Source organism: Variovorax sp. 38R, assembly GCF_014843395.1.
GTDB classification, from domain to species: domain Bacteria; phylum Pseudomonadota; class Gammaproteobacteria; order Burkholderiales; family Burkholderiaceae_C; genus Variovorax; species Variovorax paradoxus_H.
Genome location: NZ_CP062121.1, coordinates 384,401 through 405,831, shown reverse-complemented (window position 1 = coordinate 405,831; position 21,431 = coordinate 384,401). Strand labels below are relative to the sequence as shown.

Annotated in this window: 17 protein-coding genes; 4 read left to right on the top strand and 13 right to left on the bottom strand. The window is 68.5% G+C overall.

Annotation, left to right across the window (positions count from 1 at the left end):
- Positions 1-2: 2 nt before the first annotated feature.
- The 4 genes from tssB (at position 3) to IG196_RS01720 (ending at position 3,280) form a co-directional block, all read left to right on the top strand.
- Positions 3-515: a type VI secretion system contractile sheath small subunit gene (gene tssB, locus IG196_RS01735; protein ID WP_101488418.1), complete on the top strand. Its 513-nt coding sequence runs from the start codon at positions 3-5 to the stop codon at positions 513-515.
- Between the two features lie 52 nt (positions 516-567).
- Positions 568-2,061 (top strand): type VI secretion system contractile sheath large subunit, encoded by a 1,494-nt coding sequence (gene tssC, locus IG196_RS01730; RefSeq protein WP_192194731.1) that lies wholly within the window; start codon positions 568-570, stop codon positions 2,059-2,061.
- 152 nt (positions 2,062-2,213) lie between these two features.
- Positions 2,214-2,693, top strand: coding sequence for an Hcp family type VI secretion system effector (locus IG196_RS01725; RefSeq protein ID WP_192194730.1), 480 nt, complete (start codon positions 2,214-2,216; stop codon positions 2,691-2,693).
- Positions 2,694-2,779: 86 nt separating this feature from the next.
- A complete protein-coding gene (locus tag IG196_RS01720; RefSeq protein ID WP_192194729.1) occupies positions 2,780-3,280 on the top strand; it encodes a peptidoglycan-binding domain-containing protein in 501 nt (166 codons plus the stop codon).
- A gap of 96 nt (positions 3,281-3,376) precedes the next feature.
- Here the strand turns inward: IG196_RS01720 and IG196_RS01715 are convergent, their stop codons facing one another.
- From IG196_RS01715 to IG196_RS01655, 13 genes are all read right to left on the bottom strand, one after another.
- Positions 3,377-4,171, bottom strand: a complete 795-nt coding sequence (locus IG196_RS01715) for a PP2C family protein-serine/threonine phosphatase (RefSeq protein ID WP_101488414.1) — start codon at positions 4,169-4,171, stop codon at positions 3,377-3,379.
- 41 nt (positions 4,172-4,212) lie between these two features.
- Positions 4,213-5,895, bottom strand: coding sequence for a type VI secretion system-associated FHA domain protein TagH (gene tagH / locus IG196_RS01710; RefSeq protein ID WP_192194728.1), 1,683 nt, complete (start codon positions 5,893-5,895; stop codon positions 4,213-4,215).
- Positions 5,896-6,049: 154 nt separating this feature from the next.
- Positions 6,050-6,445, bottom strand: a complete 396-nt coding sequence (locus IG196_RS01705) for a DUF4150 domain-containing protein (RefSeq protein WP_056584565.1) — start codon at positions 6,443-6,445, stop codon at positions 6,050-6,052.
- Between the two features lie 9 nt (positions 6,446-6,454).
- Positions 6,455-7,144 carry a DUF3540 domain-containing protein gene (locus IG196_RS01700; protein ID WP_192194727.1) on the bottom strand — a complete coding sequence of 230 codons (690 nt, stop codon included), beginning with the start codon at positions 7,142-7,144 and terminating at the stop codon, positions 6,455-6,457.
- A 44-nt stretch (positions 7,145-7,188) separates the two neighbouring features.
- Positions 7,189-8,244 (bottom strand): pentapeptide repeat-containing protein, encoded by a 1,056-nt coding sequence (locus tag IG196_RS01695; protein WP_225616895.1) that lies wholly within the window; start codon positions 8,242-8,244, stop codon positions 7,189-7,191.
- A 13-nt stretch (positions 8,245-8,257) separates the two neighbouring features.
- Complete coding sequence (locus IG196_RS01690; RefSeq protein WP_192194726.1) at positions 8,258-10,855, bottom strand: DUF2169 domain-containing protein; 2,598 nt, start codon at positions 10,853-10,855, stop codon at positions 8,258-8,260.
- Positions 10,856-10,884: 29 nt separating this feature from the next.
- On the bottom strand, positions 10,885-13,707 hold the full coding sequence (locus IG196_RS01685; RefSeq protein ID WP_192194725.1) for a type VI secretion system Vgr family protein: 2,823 nt from the start codon (positions 13,705-13,707) through the stop codon (positions 10,885-10,887).
- A gap of 40 nt (positions 13,708-13,747) precedes the next feature.
- Positions 13,748-16,450, bottom strand: coding sequence for a type VI secretion system ATPase TssH (gene tssH, locus IG196_RS01680; RefSeq protein ID WP_192194724.1), 2,703 nt, complete (start codon positions 16,448-16,450; stop codon positions 13,748-13,750).
- 39 nt (positions 16,451-16,489) lie between these two features.
- On the bottom strand, positions 16,490-17,542 hold the full coding sequence (gene tssG / locus IG196_RS01675) for a type VI secretion system baseplate subunit TssG (RefSeq protein ID WP_225616894.1): 1,053 nt from the start codon (positions 17,540-17,542) through the stop codon (positions 16,490-16,492).
- The gene (tssF, locus tag IG196_RS01670) at positions 17,539-19,431 is read right to left on the bottom strand and encodes a type VI secretion system baseplate subunit TssF (RefSeq protein ID WP_192194723.1); all 1,893 of its coding nucleotides are present in this window, start codon (positions 19,429-19,431) and stop codon (positions 17,539-17,541) included. Before tssF ends, tssG begins: the two co-directional genes overlap by 4 nt.
- Positions 19,432-19,437: 6 nt before the next feature.
- A complete protein-coding gene (gene tssE, locus IG196_RS01665) occupies positions 19,438-19,953 on the bottom strand; it encodes a type VI secretion system baseplate subunit TssE (protein WP_153280903.1) in 516 nt (171 codons plus the stop codon).
- Positions 19,946-20,788: a type VI secretion system accessory protein TagJ gene (locus tag IG196_RS01660; protein ID WP_192194722.1), complete on the bottom strand. Its 843-nt coding sequence runs from the start codon at positions 20,786-20,788 to the stop codon at positions 19,946-19,948. Before IG196_RS01660 ends, tssE begins: the two co-directional genes overlap by 8 nt.
- 28 nt (positions 20,789-20,816) lie before the next feature.
- A complete protein-coding gene (locus tag IG196_RS01655) occupies positions 20,817-21,374 on the bottom strand; it encodes a type VI secretion system tube protein Hcp (RefSeq protein WP_101488406.1) in 558 nt (185 codons plus the stop codon).
- Positions 21,375-21,431 lie beyond the last annotated feature (57 nt).

Genomic DNA, 21,431 nt, shown 5'->3' with positions numbered 1-21,431 from the left:
CCATGGCCAAGAGCAGTCAGAAATTCATCGCACGCAACCGCGCGCCCCGGGTCCAGATCGAATACGACGTCGAGCTGTACGGCGCGGAGAAAAAGGTCCAGCTGCCCTTCGTGATGGGCGTGCTGGCCGACCTGTCGGGCAAGCCCGCCGACCCGCTCGCGCCTGTGGTCGATCGCAAGTTCCTGGAGTTCGACGTCGACAACTTCGACGCCCGCATGAAGGCCATGAAGCCGCGCGCCGCCTTCGCCGTGGAGAACTCGCTCACCGGCGAGGGCGACCTCAAGGTCGAGCTCACCTTCGACAGCATGGACGACTTCTCGCCCGCCGCCGTGGCCCGCAAGGTGGGCGCGCTCAACAAGCTGCTCGAAGCGCGCACGCAGCTGTCGAACCTCGTGACCTACATGGACGGCAAGGGCGGCGCCGAAGACCTGCTGGCCAAGGTGCTCGAAGACCCGGCCCTGCTGCAGACGCTGGCCGCCAGCAAGAAGCCCGAAGACGGCGAAGCCGCCGCCTGAGCCCGTTCAGATTCCCTGACAGACACACACCGGTACACGAGGAGAAACCATCATGGCCGACGCACTCGAGCAGAGCGCACTCAAAGACGTTGCGTATGCGGGAAGCGACTTTTCGTCGCTGCTGCAAAAAGAATTCAAGCCACGCAGCGACGAAGCCAAGAGCGCCGTCGAAGCGGCCGTGCTCACGCTGGCGCAGCAGGCGCTGAGCAACAGCACCGTCATCGGCAAGGACGTGACCAAGTCGATCCAGGCCATGATCGCCGCGATCGACGCCAAGCTCACCGACCAAGTGAACAAGATCATCCACCACCCCGACTACCAGAAGCTCGAGAGTGCGTGGCGCGGCCTGCACTACATGGTGAACAACACCGAGACCGACGAGAACCTGAAGATCCGGGTGATGGACATCTCGAAGGTCGAGCTGGCCAAGAACCTCAAGAAGTTCAAGGGCGCGGCCTGGGACCAGAGCCCGATGTTCAAGAAGATCTACGAGGAAGAGTACGGCCAGTTCGGCGGCGAACCCTTCGGTGCGCTGGTGGGCGACTACCACTTCGACCAGAGCCCGCCCGACGTCGAGATGCTCGGCGAGATGGCCAAGATCGCCGCCTCGGCCCACGCACCCTTCATCACCGGTGCCAGCCCCAACCTCATGCAGATGGAGTCGTGGCAGGAGCTGGCCAACCCGCGCGATCTGACCAAGATCTTCTCCACGCCCGAGTACGCCGGCTGGCGCAGCCTGCGCGAGTCGGACGACTCCAAGTACCTGGGCATGTGCATGCCGCGCTTTTTGGCGCGCACGCCCTACGGCGCCAACACCAACCCGGTGGAAGAGTTCGACTTCGAGGAAGACACGGCCGGCGCCGACCACAGCAAGTACGCCTGGGCCAACGCCGCCTATGCGATGGCGACCAACATCAACCGCTCGTACAAGCTGTACGGCTGGGGTTCGCGCATCCGCGGCATCGAGTCGGGCGGCGCGGTCGAAAACCTGCCGCTGCACACCTTCCCCAGCGACGACGGCGGCGTGGACCAGAAGTGCCCCACCGAGATCGCCATCAGTGACCGGCGCGAAGCAGAGCTGTCGAAAGCCGGCCTGCTGTCGATGATCCACCGCAAGAACTCCGACTTCGCCGCCTTCATCGGCGCCCAGTCGCTGAACAAGCCGGCCGAGTACGACGACCCCGACGCCACGGCCAACGCCAACCTGGCGGCGCGCCTGCCGTACCTGTTTGCCTGCAACCGCTTTGCGCACTACCTGAAGTGCATCGTGCGCGACAAGGTCGGCAGCTTCAAGGAGCGCGAGGACATGCAGCGCTGGCTCAACAAGTGGATCATGAATTACGTGGACGGCGACCCCGCCAACTCGTCGGAAACCACCAAGGCCCAGAAGCCGCTGGCCGCCGCCGAGGTGATCGTGGAAGAAGTCGAAGGCAACCCGGGCTACTACACGTCCAAGTTCTTCCTGCGTCCGCACTACCAGCTCGAAGGCCTCACGGTCTCCCTGCGGCTGGTGTCGAAGCTGCCGACGGCCAAGGGGGCCGGTTGAAAAAAATCTGCGGATTCTTCTTGAATTCCGGGTTCCGTTTCGTTCTATGAGTAGCTGCCGGGCATCGGAACTTTTCTCTCCCCGCCGGCAGCCATTTTTTTCGTTTCGATCATCAACCGCCCGAGTGCAATCGGGTTCCAAGGAGTAGGAACATGTCATCTGACTTTCACATCAAGCTCGACGGCGTCAAGGGCGAGTCCTCGCACAAGGACCACAAGGACGAGATCGAGATTTCGTCGTGGTCCTGGAACGTGAGCAACGCATCGGGCGCGGGATCGGGCGGCGGTTCAGGCAAGGGCAAGGCCTCGCCGGGTGAATTCAATTTCACGCACACCTACGACAAGGCGTCCCCCGTGCTCGCCAAGCACTGCGTGAGCGGCAAGCACTTCAAGGACATGGTCATGACCTGCCGCAAGTCGGGCGAAGGCCAGCAGGAGTACCTGAAGGTCACGCTCAAGGAAGTCTTCATCTCCAACGTGGGCCCCGGCGGCGCGCAAGGCGGCGACGTGCACGAGCAGGTGGCCTGCAGCTTCAAGGACATCGAGTTCGCCTACAAGGGCCAGGACGACAAGGGCGCCGGCGGCGGCGAGGTGAAGTTCGGCTGGAACGTGGCCACCACCGAAACCCGCTGACGGGCGACGGACTCGCCAGCCCAGTCCGCCCTTGGCACCCCACGGTGCCGGGGCCGGTCCCTGCACGTCCTCACCGGAGCAATGCCATGGCATTCAGCACCACACTCGTCGGCAGCAGCGGCAAGCTGCACACCACCTACAACTCCGATTGGTCGGTCGGACGGATCGGCTCCAACACGCGTGAAGACGTGATGCTGGTGCAGGCCCTGTTCAAGATCTTCTACTACGAGCTGCTCGGCTTCAACCACGACTTCGACCCGCCCCCCAACTGGAACGAAGTGATCGTCGTGGACGGCTACTACGGGCCGGTCACGCAGAAGCACATCACGCACTTCCAGGAGCAGGCGATCGCACGCGGTCGCAAGGTCCTGCCGGACGGCATCTTCGATCCGTTCCGCGAGCCCGGTGCGTCCAGCACGATCAGCAAGACGCGCTATGCGCTCGACCTGCTGAACAACGGCTGTGCCAACAGCTGCGAAGAGCAGAACATCGACAACTACACCAACCTGCCGAACCGGGAAGACATGCCCGCGTTGCTGCGCAGCGCGCTGAAGAAGGTCAAGAAGAAGGCCAGCAAGTACAGCTGAACAGTCTCGGCGGCCCCAGGCAAAACGCCCATCCATCGGATGGGCGTTTTGCTTGAGGGATGGGATGGCACCGCCTCGTCGCGAGGCAGGCCGTGCTCAAGGGTCCGTCGGCGCCACGCTCTCGGGCAGCAGCCGCGTCATGTCGTCATCCTGGTCCTCGATCACCCACAGCGTGAGCGCCGTGTAGTTGTCGTGGCCCGGCTTGGCATTGGCCTTGATCTGCGCATCGAGCAGCTCGGTCCACTGGCTGGGCGTGCGCGAGGCATGCAGCGTGTCGACCAGGCACTCGTCGCCCAGCGGTTCCCACACGCCGTCGCTGCACAACAGCAGCACGTCGCCGGGCAGCAGGCGCATGCGGTCGGACACCGCGATGTCGGGCGCCTCCTCGATCGAGCCCAGTGCCGACAGCAGCATGTTGCGCTGCGGATGCAGGCGGGCGCCCTCTTCGTCGAGCATGCCGCCCGCGACCATCTGCTGCACCAGGCTGTGGTCGGTGGTGCGCGCCACGATGGCGCCGCCGCGGAACAGGTAGGCACGGCTGTCGCCGCTGTGGACCCAGGCCAGCGCTTCGCGCTCCAGGTCGATCACCGCGAACACCACCGTGGAGCGCATGCCGGCGAGCTTGCCGCCTTCGGCCTGGCGCGCCACCACATCGAGGTTGGCGCGTTCGACCAGCGCGCGCAGCGCGGCCTCGTCCAGCGAGGGCGCGCCCGAGAAGCCGCCGAGCATGCTGGCACGCACCGTGGCGGCCGCCACGTCGCCGCCGCCGTGGCCGCCCGCGCCGTCGGCCACCAGGCAGGCGACGTAGCGCTCGTCGTGCCAGTGGCCGTGCACGTCCTCGTTGTAGGTGCGGCCGCCCTGCCGGGAGAGCGTGACGATTTCGATTTCCAAGCGGGGTGCCTCGCGTGTGCTGGGGGTTGTTCTGGTGGTCTTCAGGTGTCGGACTTGAGGCGCGCCATCTGCTCTTCGTAGGCCGCGAGGAAGGCCTTGCCGAAGAGGCTGTGGAAGTCGTCCTCGGCCTCGCTCGCGATGCCGCCGTACAGCGCCACGAACTGGTCCCAGAGCTTGGCCTTGCGGTTGGCGGCAAAGAGCGCGTCGAGTGCGGTCCTGGCGCTGATCTTCTTCTCGAGCTCGGCCGGCTCGAAGCGGCCGATGACATGGGCCAGCGCCGCGCGCATGCCCACCATCACGCCGAACTGGTGCGCGCGCAGGTCGTCGAAGGCATCGCGCATCGCGGCCTCGGGCGGCATGAAGCCGCGCACGCCGGGGCCCAGCAGGTGCGCCAGCGCGACCTCGACCGTGGGCGAGAACTTGAGCGGGTTGTTGGCCTGCGACGCGATCATCGTGACCTCGGCGCGCACCTCGCGCTTGAACTCCTGGCGCGTGAGCAGCAGCTGCAGCGTGCCTTCGGTGGACGTGCGCAACATCGCGCCGATCCGCTCCATGAGGCCCGGCGTGAGCATCTCGGGCGGCTGGTGCGTGCTGGCCAGGCCGCGCAGGAAGGCGGCGAGCAGTTCGTCGTCGGAGGCGGTGCGTGGGGGCGAGGCTGCCGGCGTTGCGCGCGGCGCGACGTACACGGGAGGCGGTGGTGGCGGGGGCGGTGGCGGCTCGGCCACGCGGCCGGCGTTCTCGGGCCCGCTGATGCGGATCGGCTGCCCGGTCACGTCGTCGAACTTCGCGAGCGAGGCCACAGGTGCTGGCGCGGGCGCAGGGGGCGGCGGCGGTGGCGGTGGTGGCGGCGTGATGGCCTTCGGCGGCTCGAAGCCGAACTGGTCGATCGGCAGGTGATCGGAGCGCGGCACCGGCGTGGCGGGCGCGGTGCGTTGGAACGCGGCCATCGGGTCGGCGTCCGACGCGGTGTTGGGCTGCAGCAGCGGATCGGCCAGCGGCGACAGCGCGAGCGGATCACCGCCGATGCCGCCGGCGCCCGGCGAACCGCCGAAGAGGTCGTCGATGCTCGCGGCCTTGCCATGCGCGGGCGGCGCGCCGAGGTCGGAAAAATCGTCGAGCGCGCCGAGCCCCGCAGAAGGTGCGGCCGACGGCGTGGGGCCGAGCAGGTTCGCGAACGGGTCGACCTCGTCGGCCTGTGCATTGCGCGAGCCGCCGGCCATCGGGTCGGGGAAGAGCAGCGACTCGGCGGGCGCGGCGGCACGGGCCGCAGCAGGCGCCGGGGCGGGCGCCGCCGGTGACCCCAGCCCCGCAAGCAGGTCAGCGAACGGATCGTCGCTGTTGCTGGCAGGCGCAGCGGCCGGTGCCGACATCACGGTGTTGGGAATGACCGGCGCGGGCGATGGCGCCGCAGCCGCCATCACGCGCACCGAGAGTTCGAAGCTGCCGATGACGAGGCGTGCGCCGTCCGTCAGCGCCGCTTCCTTGCCCGCGCCCAGCGACACGCCGTTGCATTGCATCGCGTTGCTGCCGCGGTCGATGACGAAGTACTGGCCCTCGCGGCACAGCACCTGCGCGTGCACGCGGGAGACGGTGCGATCGGGATCGTCGAGCACCAGCGTGTTGGTGTCGGCACGCCCGATCATGCCCCCGCTGGGACCGAAATCGGCGGCAATGGCCGGCCCTGCCGGGGCACCTTGCCGTGTGATGACAGCGATATGAATCATGAGTCGGCCCCCGGGGCTGCTACGCCCGAACACGGCCCGCGCGTGCGCGGGCGAAGTCCAAAGGAGTATTCATTCCGGGGGGCGGGTTGGCAATCTCGCCGGAAGAGGTATGCCATTGCGGCGCGGTGGTGGCAAAGCGCGCACTGCATGCACCTCAGGGCGCCAGCAGGAGCACCAGCGTCTGGCTCGGCACCGTGCGCACGCCGGGGCAGTTGGTGCTGTTCTGCAGCGAGGTGCTGGTCAGGCGCGTGGCGGGCATGCTGTTCAGCAGCACCGTGAAGGCGCCCGTCAGATGGCGGCTGGGTCCCATGACCGTGCCGGACGCCACGCCCAGCAGCACGCCCGGGTTGTCGCCATTGGTCATGGGAATGACCGTGCCGAGGTTGTGGGCCGGCGTGCACATGAACAGGATCGTCGGGCAGTTCGGAATGGCCATCGGCCCCATCGCGATGTTCGGATAAGGCACCGGGATCGGCGAGGGCGCGGCGGGCGTGATGCAGACATCGGGAAACCCCATGTCCGTTCCCATCATCTGGCAGTTGGCGAACATGGTGCTGCCTCAGCCGAAGTGGATTTGCGCGCCGCGCGTCTTCACCAGCTTGGCGCCGTTGATCAGCGCATGCTCGCCGCGCAGGTGCAGCAGCTCGGTTGCATCGCATTCGATGTGGGCCGCATTCACGCGGTCCAGCCCCTTGGTCGTGCGCAGGTAGTGCTGGCTGAAGTGGTTGACGCGGTCCACCACCGTGCTCAGCAGGCTGCCCACGAGCTTGACCGTGCCGGCGATCATGCGCACCCGTTCGCCGATGAACTCGGTCGAATCGAGCGACACGGTGGCGGTGGCGGCGCGCACGCCCAGGCGGTGCGACGCCAGGTGCAGTTGATCGGCCTCGAGCGCGAGCTGTCCGCCCTCCACCACGAGCCGCGTGTCGCCGCTGCACCGGAGCACGCGCTCCTGCGTGCCGGCGCAGCGCTCCAGCACCGAGAGCACCCAGATGTCGCCCGGTGCCGTGCCGAAGCACAGCACGGTGTCGCCGGCCGCCGGCACCAGCAGGCAGCCCGCGGCCGTTCGCACGGCCGCGACCTGCGCGCCCTGCCGGACGCACAGCGTGCCGTTGCGTCCCGCCTCCAGCAGCGCGGTCCAGCAACGCTCGGGGGGTCCCGCGGGCGGCGCCGGGTCGGCGTCGATCGGCCTGGCGCTGCGCGGCGCGGCGGTGGCGCAGCGGACGGGGTGGTGGGCGGTGGTTTTCATGGCAGGGCTTCCAATGGAAAGAAGGGGCATCGGCCGGTGGCGCCTCAGGCCGGCAGGGGGCGCCAGTCTTCGGCCTGGGCCAACTCGGGATCGATTTCGATCGCGCGGGAGCGGTCCTCGATCTGCGCCTCGTCGGTCAGGGCCCGGTGCAGGCAGGTTCGCGCGAGGGTCGCACCGCGCAGGTCGGCCTGGTGCAGGTGCGCGTGGCGCAGGTCGGCGTACGTGAGGTCCGCCCCGTTGAAGCGCGCCCGGTCCAGCACGGCGCCGGCGAAATGGGCCTGGTGCAGGCGCGCGCCGCTGAAGTTCGCCTGCGGCAGCTTGGCGCCGGTGAACAGTGCCTGCGTCAGCACGGCACTGGAGAAATCGACGCCGGCTCCCTGGGCCTCGCAGAACAGGGCCAGGGGCGCGTCGATGCGGTCGAAGCGCGCCTCGTCGAGCGTGGCGCCCTGGAAGTTGCACTGGCGCAGCGGCGCCCCGCTGAACTGGGCACCGCGCAGGTCGGCGCCCGCGAACTGGCAGCTCTCGAGCGCGACGCCGTCGAACGACACGCCGGCCAGCTGCGTGGTGGAGAACGCCACGCGCAGCAGGTGGGCACCGCGCCACGCCACATGGCGCAGATCGCAGCCGGCCACGGTCACATGCGTCCAGCGCGTCGATTCGGCCCCCAGGTCGACCAGGCTGCTCTCGGTCAGCACGCTGGCATCCAGCAGCGCACCGCGCAACATCGCGTGATCGAGGCGGGTCTTGGTGCAGGCGAGCATGCTCAGGTCGGCATCCGACAGGTTCGCATGCGGCGCCTGGCACTCGCTCAACACGGCCGCGTGCAGGCCAGCCCCGTGCAGGTCGATGTGATCCATCAGGCACTGGTTGAACACGGCGCGCTGCAGCCGCGCCCCGCCCAGCAGCGCGCCGCGCAGGTCGCATTGGTTGAACACGACCTCGCGCAGGTCGGCCCCGCGCAGATCGGCTTTCGCGAAGTTCACCCGGTCGAACAGCCCGCCGGCCAGCTGTGCATTCGAAAAATGACCGCCCGACAGGTCGAGCCCGGCAATCGACTCGCCGAGCAGCACGGCCAGGGTCAGCGTGGTGGTGTTCATCATGGCGGCGGCGTCCTCATGCGCCCGCGGCCTGCTGCTCGGGCGTGAGCCGCGGCCATGTGCGCGCGCGCTGCAGCAGGGCCCCGTCGAAGCGCACGTCGCCGTCGAGCCGTGCGCGCGACAGGTCGGCCGCGAACAGGTTGCTGTTGCGCAAGTCGCAGCCACGCAGGTCCGCGTGCTGCAGGATCGCCTCGCTGAAGTTCACGCCCGCCAGCCTGGCGCCCCGCAGCACGGTCCGGCGCAGCAACGCGCCCTTGGCCGAGGCCAGCCGCCAGTCGCTGTCGGGCAGCCGGGCCTCGCACAGGTTGGCGCCGTCGAGCACGCTGCCGAGCATCCGCGCGCGCGACATGTCCGCGGCGCCGAAGTTGGCGCCCTGCATCCGGGCTCCGGAAAAATCCGCGTCGGCCAGGTCGCAGTGCTGGGCGAACACCATGCCCGTGCCGCGTGCACCGCCAAAGCGGGCGCCGGTCAGCTTGCAGGTGATCAGGTTGGCCTGGGCCAGGTGGGCCTCGCGGAAGTCGGCCCCCGTGAGGTCGCACTCGACGAACTGGCAGCCCGCGAGATCGGCCTCGGCGATCGAGAGGCCCGGCAGCGACAGCCGGTAGAACAGCTGCTCGGGCGCCTGCAGCCCGTGCGCATCGGTGCCGTCCCAGCGCGTGCCGATCAGCATGGCGCCCTTCATCCTGGCGCGTCGCAGCGAGAGGCCACCCAGGTTGGCGTGCGACAGCTGCGTCGCGCTGAAATCGGCTTCGTCGAACACCGCGCCCTGCCAGCGCGTGCAACCCAGGTTGGCGCCCTGGAGGATGGCCCGGATGCCGATCGCGCCGTCGAGGTTCGCATGCGCCAGCACCGCCGCCGTGAAGTTCGCGCCCGACACGTTGGCTTTTCCGAAGTCCACGCTCTCGAGCCACGCGCCGGCGAAATTGACATCGCGCAGGTCCAGCCCCGAGAAGTCGGCGCCGGTGAAGTCCATGCCGCCGAAGAACCGCAGCCCGCCGGCCAGCGCCTGCTTCATGCCGTCCTTCAGCGTCTGGGCCTGCGCCGCCTGCATCGCGGGTGCGGGCTGCTGCGCGTGCGCGCCCTGCAGATAGCCCAGCCGCTCCATCGCTTCCTGCTGCAGCAACTGGCCATGCACGGCCGCGAGGTCGAACGTGCCGGTCGCGCCGGCGTTCGCACCCTGGAGCTGTGCCAGCGCCACATCGGCATTGAAGAGCGGCGGCCCCCGATGCTCGATAGGCTTCATGGCCGGGTTCGCCTTGCGCGCCGCCACCGCCTGCTCGAGGGCGTCGAGCGCATCGTCGACGGCCGCCAGCTTCTGCGCTTCGGCCTCCTGCAGCTTCTGCTTCAGATAGGCCACGCGCTGCGCCGGCGCTGGGGGCTCTTCACGCGGCGGCATGACGATGCCCATCGCATCCGGGTCGCGGCCGCTGGCGCGCACCTCTTCCCGTGCGAGGGCCACATCGATCTCGGCGCGGCGGTATTGCGCCTGCGCCTGCAGGCCCTGGCTCGCGAAGGCCTCGGCGGCCCGCTCGGCCTCGGGGTCCACCGCGTCCAGGCCCTCGGGCAGCAGGTCGCTGTCGTCCAGGCATTCGACCCCGCCCCATCGCGGATCGGCGCGTCGCGCCAGCGCATCGAGGTAGTGGGCGTCGGGCCGCGACGCATCGACACGTTCGACGGCGCCGAGCAGTCCGTGCACGTCGGAGCCGTCGTCGGTGGCCACCTCGGCCAGCCCCTGGAACAGCAGCAGCGCCCGTTCGGCATGCGGAAAGAACCAGACCGTCGTCAGGCGCAGCGGCACTTCGCGCAGGCGCGGCTCGGCGGTGCCGACGGCGCGGTAGTCGGCGAACACGCGCGCGCGCAGGCCGGGCAGCCGCCCTTCGAGCCGCGGCTTCTGCGGATGCATGTGATCGAACTGGTAAGGCTCGTCGCCGCGCAGCGGGGCGTCGAACCATTGATCCTCGGGAGCGAGATTGAAGTAGCGCCAGTCCAGGTCGGGCGCAAAGCCCGGCGCGTGCGCCTTGAGGTAGTCCGCGTCGTAGGTGCCGCGAAAACGCGCGCGCTCCGGATGCATCGGCCCCCGCAGGCCGAAGCCGGCGGGCGCCACAGGCTGTGCCGGATCGCGCAAGGGCTGGTCGGGCCGCTCGATGTGGGGCAACCGGTGGCGCCCGCCCTCGGGCGCGGCGCCGATGCCCTCGGGGTTGGCCGGCACCGCGGGGCCCCCGTAGGCATGCGCGGCGTCGATGGGCATGGCGTCGAACGGCAGCGGCGCGCTGGCCTTCGTGCCCTCCCAGTGGCGATCGCCGAAGACGAGCAGGGTCTTGCTGCGGCTGCCCAGCCGCGCGCGCACCGCGCAGGCGCTCGGGCTTTCAGCGGGAGGAAAGGCCTGGCCGTGCACGAGGAACTCGGGCGTGAGCTTGGCCACGCCCTCGTCGACCAGCGGCACCGCCATCTCGCGTCCGATGAAGTTCCAGGCCGACTGCTCGCCCCACAGCGTGCCGCCCTCGGCTTGCTCGAACGGCACGTGCAGCATGGCCGTCACGCACAGGCCGAAGCGCTTGCGGTACTCGATCGGCCGGGTGCTCAGGCAGACAGCCTGGGGTTTGACGACTTGCATGATGGTTCGCGCGCTGGCCTTCTTCCCGATCAGCCGTTGGGATGGGTGGGGTTGCCGGCGTCATCGCGGCCGAGCAGCTCGCCGGCGCCGCGTTCGCTGCCCACGGCGTCGACGCCGGGGATCATGCCCAGCAGTGCCAGCACCGCGCCGCCGGTGCCCACCGTCGCGACCGTGAGGGCGCCGTCGTTGAGGTTGGTGCTCACCAGATTGCGCATGCGCTCCAGCCGTCCGCGCATGCCGGGGATGCGGTCGATGTCGCTGCTCGAGAGAATTTCGTTCATCAACTTCCTCGCGTCGGCGTACTGGGAACCCAGGGACGCCGCGCCGCTGATCATGGAAACGGCACCGTACGCAAGGCTCGCGACTGCCCCCACCGTCCCGGCGGTGGCCATGGCGCCCGTCGCGGCGGTGCCCGCCCCGGCCCCGGCGCCCGGCATGATCGAATGCAGCGGGGCCTGCCGCACCGAGGTGCCGTCCCGCTCGATCTTGAGGCCGGCCACCGATTCCATGCTGATGGCCAAGGTGTTGTCGACCTTCAACCCGAGGAAGTTCGACATCGCGATGCCCAGCGCGTTGTCCATGCTCAGCCCCATGAAGGTCGAGCGGGCGACGCCGAGATTGAAGTCGGTGTTGTTGCCGATGTAGCCGCTGGTGTTGGGGCCGAGCACCGTGGTGTTCGAGCCCACCGACACGGTGTTGATGTTGCCGATGGCCACCATGTTGAGCTCGGTGTTGCTCACCAGCGTGTACTTCTGGAACGCCGCGGCATACGGTGCGGCATTGGCATCGATCTTCATCGAGTTGCCGCCGGTCACCTTGAACTCCATGTGCCCCGCTTCGAAGACCATGGTCGGGGCCTTGTACTTCACTCCGCCCTGCACCGTGACGGTCTGCGTGCCCGTGACCGTGCGCGTCTCGTTGCCGCCCGTGATGTCGGTGCGGTTGCCGTCGGACTGGATCTTGTGATGGCCCTTCACCAGCAACGCATGGTCGATGTCGACATTCGTGGTCTGGTAGCCCACCACATGGTTGTCCTGGTTCTTGCCGACCGTGAGCTTCTGGAACTTCTGGATGATCGTGGTGTCGTTGTTCTCCACCGTCGTCTTGCGGTCCCGCACGACCGTGGAGGTCTGGTCGCGCTTCACGGTCACGGTCTGGTCGCGGTCCACCGTGGTGGAGTCGTCCAGCTCCACGCTGCGGCTCATGTTCTTCTCGGCGTGGATGTTGATGTTCTCCTCGCCCTTCTTGTCCTCGAACATGATCTCGTTGTAGTTGTTCACGCCGCCGCCCGGCGTGGACCGGGTCCGGAAGCCGCTCTGCGTGGGCGACTTGTACGGAATGGGCTGGTCGTCGTTGTAGACGCGGCCCACGATCACCGGGCGGTCGGGGTCGCCGTTGAGAAAGTCGACGATCACCTCCTGGCCGATGCGCGGCGCGAAGTAGCCGCCCCAGCCCTTGCCGCCCCAGGGTTGCGACACGCGCACCCAGCAGGTCGACTTCTCGTTGCTCTCGTCGTAGCGGTCCCAGTGAAAGTGCACCTTCACGCGGCCGTGGTCGTCCACGTGCAGCTCGTCGCCCTTGGGGCCGACCACGATCGCGGTCTGCGGGCCGGGCATGGTCACGCGCGGCGTGAGGCGCGGCGCACGGAACGGGCGGTCGACCGGCATCACGGTGAGCAGGAAGATGCTGCTGCCGGTCTGCGCGGCGGCCAGCGCGGGCGTGGCGGCGATCAGCTCTTCCAGCACCGGCAGGGTGTCGGCGTTCACGGCGTCGTCCCGCAGCACGTCGGCCAGCGCGCGCTGCACGGGCTGCGCCGCCGCGCTGGCGCTCACGCCTTCGTAGCCGCGGTGGCTGGCGATGAAGGTGCAGGCGGCGATCACGTACTCGCCGTTGCGCGTGCCGTCGGGGTCGTCCTCGTACTTGAAGCTGCGTCCGGCCGCGACGTCGGGCCACGGTGTGAGCGCCCAGTGGCGGTCGCGGCGCGCGTTAAGTTCGTCGCCGCGCAGCTTGGCGCGCGTCTCGGCGTCGCCGCCGGTGAAGTAGCCGCCGGGAAACTCGAACATCTCGAACTCCGCGAGTTCGTGCTCGTCGGAACTGTCGATGTCGGCGCCCAGCTTCTTCTTGATGGCCTTGAAGTCGCTGTCGCGCGACGCATGCTTGCCGGTGTCGAACTGCCGCGCACTGACCCAGCGCGAAATTTCGTTGAAGCGCGGCTCGGCCGCATTGACCGCCATGTGGCGCAGCGTGTCGGTGGCGGGCAGTTTGTCGTGCGCCATGTCGCTGGCGTCCGACAGGTGCATGGTGCCGGGCGCGTCGTGCGCGTCGAACCAGTAGTAGATGCCCTCGTCTTCCAGCAGGCGCGACAGGAACTGGTAGTCGCTCTCCTGGTGCTGCACGCAGTAGCGGCGCGGGTTGTGCGTGCCGATGACGTTGGTCGCCTTGGTCTTCTTGAAGCGCTTGATCGGGCTGTCCTCGAACACCGCGTCGAGCACTTCGAGCACCTTCTTTTCCTGGTGGATGCGCGAGTTGGCGCGCTTGGTCAGCAGCCAGAACCACGAGCGCAGCGTGATGCGGTACTCGTAGTGCCGCCCCATGTGGCCCGCGCGCACGAAGCGCACGGCATGGCCCTGGCAATGGCGCTCGTGCGCGCCGCCGTCGGCGTCCTGGAACGCGATGACGACGTCGAAGGCGTGGCCCAGGATGTCCTTGGCGGCGAGGTCCTTGTTCTTCGACAGCACGGTGAGCTCGTAGGCCGCGGGGCGTGCCAGCGCCTCGTGCCCGACGATGCGCCAGAACATCAGGTCGTCCTTGGCGGGCGAATCGCTCTCGATGCGGAACTCGTGGTCGGCCATCTTGGGTCTCTCGGAAGTGGAGCGTCTCGCTGCGCGGGGGTCAGTCGAACGCGTAAGTGAAGTCGGCGTCCTTCACGTCGAGCGCGACACGGCGGATCTCGCCGCCGGAGGCCAGGCGTTGCAGGTACTCGACCGAAATGGTGGGCAGCACGGTGTTGGTGAGGATCGCGTCGATCACGCGCCCGCCCGACTCGGGGTCCTGGCAGCGCGCGACCACCTGCTCGATCACCGCCTCGGTGTATTCGAAGGGCACGCCGTGGTTGGTCTCCACGCGCTTCTTGATGCGGCCCAGCTGCAGCCGCACGATCTTCTTCATCATGTCGGGCGACAGCGGGTAGTAGGGAATGGTGACGATGCGGCCCAGCAGCGCGGGCGGGAACACCTTCATGAGCGGCGCCTTCAGCGCATCGGCCAGTGCATTCGAATCGGGCAGCAGCTCGGGGTCGCGGCACATGCTCATCACGAGCTCGCTGCCGGCGTTGGTGGTGAGCAGGATGATCGTGTTCTTGAAATCGATCATGCGGCCCTCGCCGTCTTCCATCCAGCCCTTGTCGAAGACCTGGAAGAAGATCTCGTGCACGTCGGGGTGGGCCTTCTCGACTTCGTCGAGCAGCACCACGCTGTAGGGCCGGCGGCGCACGGCCTCGGTCAGGATGCCGCCCTCGCCATAACCCACGTAGCCGGGCGGCGCGCCCTTGAGCGTGGAGACGGTGTGCGCCTCCTGGAACTCGCTCATGTTGATGGTGATGATGTTCTGCTCACCGCCGTAGAGCGCCTCGGCCAGCGCCAATGCGGTCTCGGTCTTGCCCACGCCCGAGGTGCCGCAGAGCATGAAGACGCCGATGGGTTTTTGCGGGTTGTCGAGCCGCGCGCGCGAGGTCTGGATGCGGCGCGCGATCATCTCGAGGCCGTGCTTCTGGCCGATGACGCGCTGGTTCAGCGTGTCGGCGAGCTTGAGCACCGCTTCGACTTCGTTCTTGACCATGCGGCCGACGGGAATGCCGGTCCAGTCGGCGACGACCGAGGCCACTGCCTGCTCGTCGACCGAGGGCAGGATGAGCGGCGACTCGCCCTGCACCGCATGGATCTTGGCTTGCAGTTCATGCAGCTCGGCGAGCAGCGTGGCGCGGTCGGGACCGGCCTCGGCGGGCTCTGCCGCGGCTTCGCCGTTCGCGGGCGCATCGACCGGCTTGTTGCCCGCGCGCAGCTTGCTGCGCAGTTCGAGCAGCCGATCGACCAGCCCTTTCTCTTCCTGCCAGCGCGCATTCAGCCCTTCGAGCTGCAGCTTCGATTCGACCAGCAGCGCTTCCACCTGCGCCGAGCGCTTGGTCACGTCGATGCCGATGGTGGCCTCGCGGCCGATGATCTCCTGCTCGACCGTGAGCCCTTCGATGCGGCGCATGCAGTCTTCGACTTCAGGCGGCGTCGCGTGCTGCGACACGGCCACGCGCGCGCAGGCGGTGTCCAGCAGGCTCACGGCCTTGTCGGGCAGCTGGCGCGCGGGAATGTAGCGGTGCGACAGCTTCACGGCCGCCTCGATGGCCTCGTCGAGCAGCTGCACGCGGTGGTGCTTCTCGAGCACGCTGGCCACGCCGCGCAGCATCAAGATCGCCTTGGTCTCGTCGGGCTCGGGCACCTGCACGACCTGGAAGCGCCGTGTGAGCGCCGGGTCTTTCTCGATGTACTTCTTGTACTCGGCCCAGGTGGTGGCGCCGATGGTGCGCAGGTTGCCGCGTGCGAGCGCGGGCTTGAGCAGGTTGGCCGCATCGCCAGTGCCGGCCGCGCCGCCCGCACCCACGAGCGTGTGGATCTCGTCGATGAACAAGATGATGGGCGTCGGCGAGCTCTGCACCTCGTCGATCACCTGGCGCAGGCGCTGCTCGAACTCGCCCTTCATGCTCGCACCCGCTTGCAAGAGGCCGATGTCGAGCGTGAGCAGCTTCACGTCTTTCAACTGCGGCGGCACGTCGCCGCGCGCCAGGCGCTGCGCGAAGCCTTCCACCACCGCCGTCTTGCCGACACCCGCCTCGCCCGTGAGCAGCGGGTTGTTCTGGCGGCGGCGCATGAGGATGTCGACGATCTGGCGGATTTCCTCGTCCCGCCCGGTCACCGGATCCATCTCTCCCTTTTTGGCTTTCTCCGTGAGGTCGACAGCAAATTTCTTGAGGGCGTCGCCCTTGCCCATGGCGGCCGGCGCCATGGCGCCCGAGTCTTCGCCGGGTGTGCCGCTGCCCATGCCGGTGCCGTCCTGGGCGCGCATCTGCGCTTCGGGCGAGGCGTCGCAAATCTTCGGGAAGTTGTCGGCGAGGTCTTCGACCTTGATCTTCTCGAACTGCTTCGAGAGATTGAACAGCGGGTTGCGCAGGCTTTGCGTTTTCAGCATGGCGACCACGATGTAGCCGGTGCGCACCTGCGCCTCGCCGAACTGCAGCGTCGCGTAAGTCCACGCGCGCTCGATGGCGTTCTCGATGTGCGGCGAAAAATCGCTGATGGCGGTGGCGCCGCGCGGCAGGCGGTCGAGCGCGGCCGTCATGTCTTTGGCGATCACCGACACATCGAGCCCGTAGTGCTGAATCACGCGGTGCAGGTCGGAGTCCTGCGCCTGCAGCAGCTGGGCGAACCAGTGCTCCAGTTCCACGTACGGATTGCCCCGCATCTTGCAGAAGACGGTGGCGCCCTCGATGGCCTTGTAGGCCAGCGAGTTGAGTTTGCCGAAGAGGGCGGTGCGGCTGATTTCACTCATGGAGGACTCCGTATCTCTTCTGAACGAATGAAGAGGGGTTTATTGAAAGGAGGCGGGCTGCGACGACCGCGCCCTCGACGGCTGACTGGCAATGCGCACGTCCGCCGCATCGCGCGTGCGCGGGCGTTCGCCGAGCCACGAGACCCAGCCCAGGCGCGGGCCGTTGCCCCGGGCCTGGCCCAGGCGCGTGGACGGCACCTGTGCTTTTTCGAGCACCAGCTCGGCGTCCCATTCGAGGGTGTCGCCGAGCAGCTGCTGCATCCAGCGTTGCAGCACGGGCTGCGCGTCGCCGATGGGCAAGAACATGCGGTACTGCTCGACCGTGAGCGGCCCCAGGCGCAGCCGCACGCGGTGCTGGCGGTCCCACGCGCGCGTTCCGAGCATCGCGCCCATGCCCATCGAGCGCGAGCTCTCGCCCTGCCCCAGCCGCGTGAGGTCGTCCGTCGGCAGGCGCATCCAGTGGCCGACCCAGCGTTCCAGCTTCACCGGCACGCCGAAGTAACTGCACAGCACCGACTCGACGCTTTCCGCGTTGTGCACGCGGCGTGCGAGCCAGCCCGAAAAATGCAGGCGCGCGTCGTCATGAATCTCGTCGCGGTCGATGCGCCCCGGCGTGCCGATGCCGATCAGCGCGCCGACCTGCAGGCGAAAGCGGTCTTCGCCGGGCCGGTCGAGCGCCACGGCCGGTCGCGACTGCGCCCACGCGCGGTAGAAGTGCAGCGAGAAGCGGTGCGAGAAGGTGTCGAGAAAAGCCAGCCAGGTCGGGTCGCCGTGGTTCAGGCTGCGCTCGCGGATGAAGTCGCTCAGGTGCACCGGCAGCGGGCCGTTGGGGCCGATGTAGCCGAAGAAGTGCTGACGCAGGCGCGGCGGCGAATAGGCGGTGGCCGGCTCGAAGCGGCTGAAGCTGGCGGGCGCGAACGAGAGCGACGGCTCCTGCCCCACGCGCACCGGTTCGGCGCTGGGCAGCAAGGCGCGGCCCCAGCGCGGCGTGGTCTTCGCGACGGATTCGAGGCGGCGCATCACGGCGAAGTAATCGAAGTCCCACGGCTGCGCCGACCACCCGCGCAGCGCGTGGTCGACGCGGGTGCTCACAGAATCTGTCGTGTCCCGCACAGCGGCCTCCAGCGCATGGCTTCGCCCTTGCCCGCGACGCGCAGCACGGTCTCGACAAAGTGGTTCACCTCGACATGGCGCGCGAGAAACTGCGCGAGCACGGCGCCGAACAGGAAGGCGCTGTGGCCGTGGAAGGCGTCCTTGTCGACCTCGAGCGTCACTTCGAGCCCGCGCCCGAAAGCGATCGGTCCGGCGAGCGGCAGGCGCCGCGCGACGGACTTGCTCTTCACCGACAGCAGGCCGCGCACCTGGCCCTGGCGCATCTCGTCGGCATGCACGGCGTAGAGCATGAGCGTCTCGCGCAGCGCGGCGGCGCCCTGCTCCGGCGTGCTGTCGGACAGCGACAGGTAGTTGAGCGCCAGATGGTCCACCACGCGCCAGCCCAGCCCCTGGCTCACCACCGGCGACACCGGCCGCGACGGCCCGCGCACCATGCGCACGCGCTGCACGGGAAAGGAGTCGACGCAGTCGAAGTCGTTCTCGCGGCCCAGCGGCATCAACAGCGGCAGGTCGCGGTTGGTGCACAGCGCGGTCACGGCGAGCTGGCGCAGCGTGGCGGCATACGGCGCCTGCTGCGGGTCGACGATCTGCATGTAGACCTCGGAGCCGATATGGCTGCTGCGGTGGCCTTCGGTGCGCTGGCGCACCGAGAGCATGCGCGGCTCGCGCGTGGTCGTGAAGTAGGCCGGGTGGCTGTTGCGGCTGCCGTGGAAGGCCGAGTAGAACGGCCGGAACGGCTGCTCGGCCACCGCGGCGTCGGCACCGGGCGCGCCGTGGCCGATGACCTCGGTGACGGTGTGCACCTCGAAGTCCTGCGGCCGCGTGCGGTCGGGCACGAGGTGGAACTGGCTCACGCCTTCGGTCACGGGCACGCGGTCGAGCCGCTTGGTGAACAGGTTGACGGCGGGCACGCAGTGCAGCTGCACGTTGTCGGCGCTCACCAGCTTCTCGAGCGCCGCATCGCCGCGCGAGAACAGCAGCACGATCTCGATGTCGGTCACCGGCATCGTCGCGAGCAGCGCCTGCAGCCCGCCGATGCGCACGAACTGGAAACGCTGCGGAAACGCGAAGTACTCCTGCAGCAGCCGGAAGCCCGAGAAGCCCGTGGCCGTGACCGGCAGCAGGGCCTCGTCGTCCTCGAAGCCGACCGCGCCAATGGCACTGCCCGGCAGGCTGCGGGCCGTGCCCTGCAAGGCACCACTGGCCGTGAGGGGTCGCACCCACACGCCGATGGGCTGGCCCAGCGCGCATTCATGCAGCTGCCAGGCCACGTCTTCCGCGCCGCCGAAGTGCAGCACCAGGTCGTCGAGCGCGATCTGGCTGAAGTCCAGCCCCGCCGTGGCGCGCAACGCGATGCGCAGGCCGCCGCGGATGGCGCGCGACTGCGGATGCGTGTTCAGCGGCAGGTCGGGCGCGTAGGTGAAGTACTGGGCGCGCTGCACCTCGACCGGCCAGATGCGCAGCGCGGCGGCGGTGCGGAACTCGCAGTGCGTGTTCTGCCCCACGGCCTGGCGCGCGCGCAGGCCGGCGCCGCGCGGCAGCGTGGGGCCGGCCGCGAGGTTGGCGTCTTCCGGGTCGGGCACGAACGACACCACCGTCATGGCCGGCGTGGGCGCCAGGAAGTGCGGGTAGACGATGTCGAGCAGGTGGCCCGTGAAGCGCGGGTATTCGGCGTCGAGCTTCAGGCCCACGCGCGCCGAGAGAAAGGCCGTGGCCTCGATCAGCCGCTCCACATACGGGTCGGCGACTTCCTGGCCTTCGATGCCCAGGCGGTGCGCGATCTTCGGAAAAGCGCGCGCGAACTCGGCGGCGCTTTCGCGGAAGTAGCGCAGTTCCTGCTCGTACAGGCTCAGCAGCCGAGGGTCCATGTGGACTTACCTTGGGTTTTGCGCCATGTCCACGATCTCTATGCGGCCTTCCTCAAGATCGACGCGGCTTCGCATGAGGAACTCGAGCGGCACGGGCTGCGCCCACAGCATGCCGCGGATCTGCAGGCCGATGCTGTTGTGGGACTCCAGGGCCGGGCCTTCCATGACGAGTTCGACTTCGAGTGTGCGGGACAAAATGCGCGGCTCGAACTGCAGGATTGCGTTCTTCAAAGCCTGTTCCATGCTGACACGCTGCACCGACGAGGTGAACTGGCCAGACAGCATAGGCAATCCGTAATTGATGACGGAGCGCGCGGCGTTCGGGTGCTGCTTGTCGTCCATCGAAAGGCCGTGCCCCGTGGCATTGAAGAGCCAGCCGAGGTCGCGCAGCACGGCCTGGCGCAGCGCCTGCTTGGTGAGCGTGCGCTTGTCGTCGCCCTCGCGTTTTTCGTCGGGCGCGTGGTCGACGAGGCGGTCGAGCAGCGAAGGCTGCAACCGCTCTTGCGCAGTGAGCTCAGGCACTGCCGCTGCTTTCTTCGCCGCCCTCGGCCGTGTCGGCGGCGGCGGGCGTGAAGAGGATTTCGCGCACGTCCATCAGCGCGTACTCGCCGGCGTCGCTGCCGAGCACGCGCTGGCCGTAGCCGGCCCAGACCTCGGGGCGCAGCTCGCGCCACTCGGTCTTGCGCGCCAGGCGCAACTCGCCGTCGTCCTGCGCCTCGGTGCCTTCGTAGCGCGTGGGAATGAGCGCCAGCGTTTCGCCGCCGTTCTCGAACTGCAGGTGCGCGGGCATCCAGACGCAGTCGCGCAGGTCTTCGGGCGGCTCGATCTTGATGTGCGCAAGCCGCGCGTAGGGAATCCAGTAGTACTTGCCGTTGACGAAGGCCTCGAGCACCGGGCCCAGGCGCATGTCGGCGTCGGCCAGCCATTCGAAGGGCACGCCGTCGATGGTGCCGGCAATGGCGGGCGCGCCGTCGAAGGCACGCTGGCGCAGGTCTTCGGCCAGCCCGCTCTCGCCGCGGCCTTGCCGCAGCAGCGATTCGATGAGCAGTGCCAGCCATTCATCGGGCTGGCCGAAGATCATCGGCGTGCGCGTGCCGGCGAACACGTCGGCGCGCAGGCCTTCGCAGCGCACGGCCTCGCCGTACACCTGCTTCATGGGAACGGCGAGCGCGTCGAGCTCGGCCGCGACGGTGAGCTGGTTGAGCGCGCGCTCCCACTGCCCGAGCACGCACAGCAGTTGCGCCATGAAGACGCGGTGCTTGGCGTCGGAGGGCTTGGCGCGCACATCGTCGCTCAGGGCCTTGAGCGCGGCGGCCGGGTCGGCGGCCTTGAGGAAGTCTGCGGCGGTCGTCGTCATGGCGTAGTGCTCCTGGAGGCGTTCAGACTCATGTCCGGGTGAACTGGCATTCGCGCACCGCGCCGCGCGCGCCGCTGGTCTTCTGCGGGGCCGACTTGATCTTCACCGTGCGGTAGCTGATGGAGACCAGCTCCGAGGGCACGCCCCAGTGGCCGCCGGAGTTGAGCACCAGCCGGCAGATGCGCGCGTTTTCCAGCGACATCTCGAAGGTCGACTGCGCCTCGGGCGATTGCGGATCGCCGCCGGCCTTGTAGGCGCTGATGACGACCTTCAGGTCTTTCTCCTGCGCGCGCAGCAGGCTGGCGAGCGTGGCCGTGGCCGCATCGCTGCGGCGTGCGACGACCAGGTTGTTGGGCACGACCTGGTTCTGTGCGGAAGACTCGGGCACCTGCACCGACCAGTAGTAGCCGCCGATGTTCAGGCGCGCCTTGCCGTCGTCGAAGACGCGTTCGAGTTCGCCCTCGACGGGCGAGCCCTTGCTCTCGATCATCATGACCAGGTCGGTCTCGGCCGAGCCGGTGCCGATCAGTTCGTAGAACTGCCGTGCGTCTTCGGGGCTCCAGGAGCCGTCTTCGAGAAATGCCATATCAACCTCCGGATTCGGACAAAGAAAACAACTGAACCGGCACCACGCGCGCCCGCC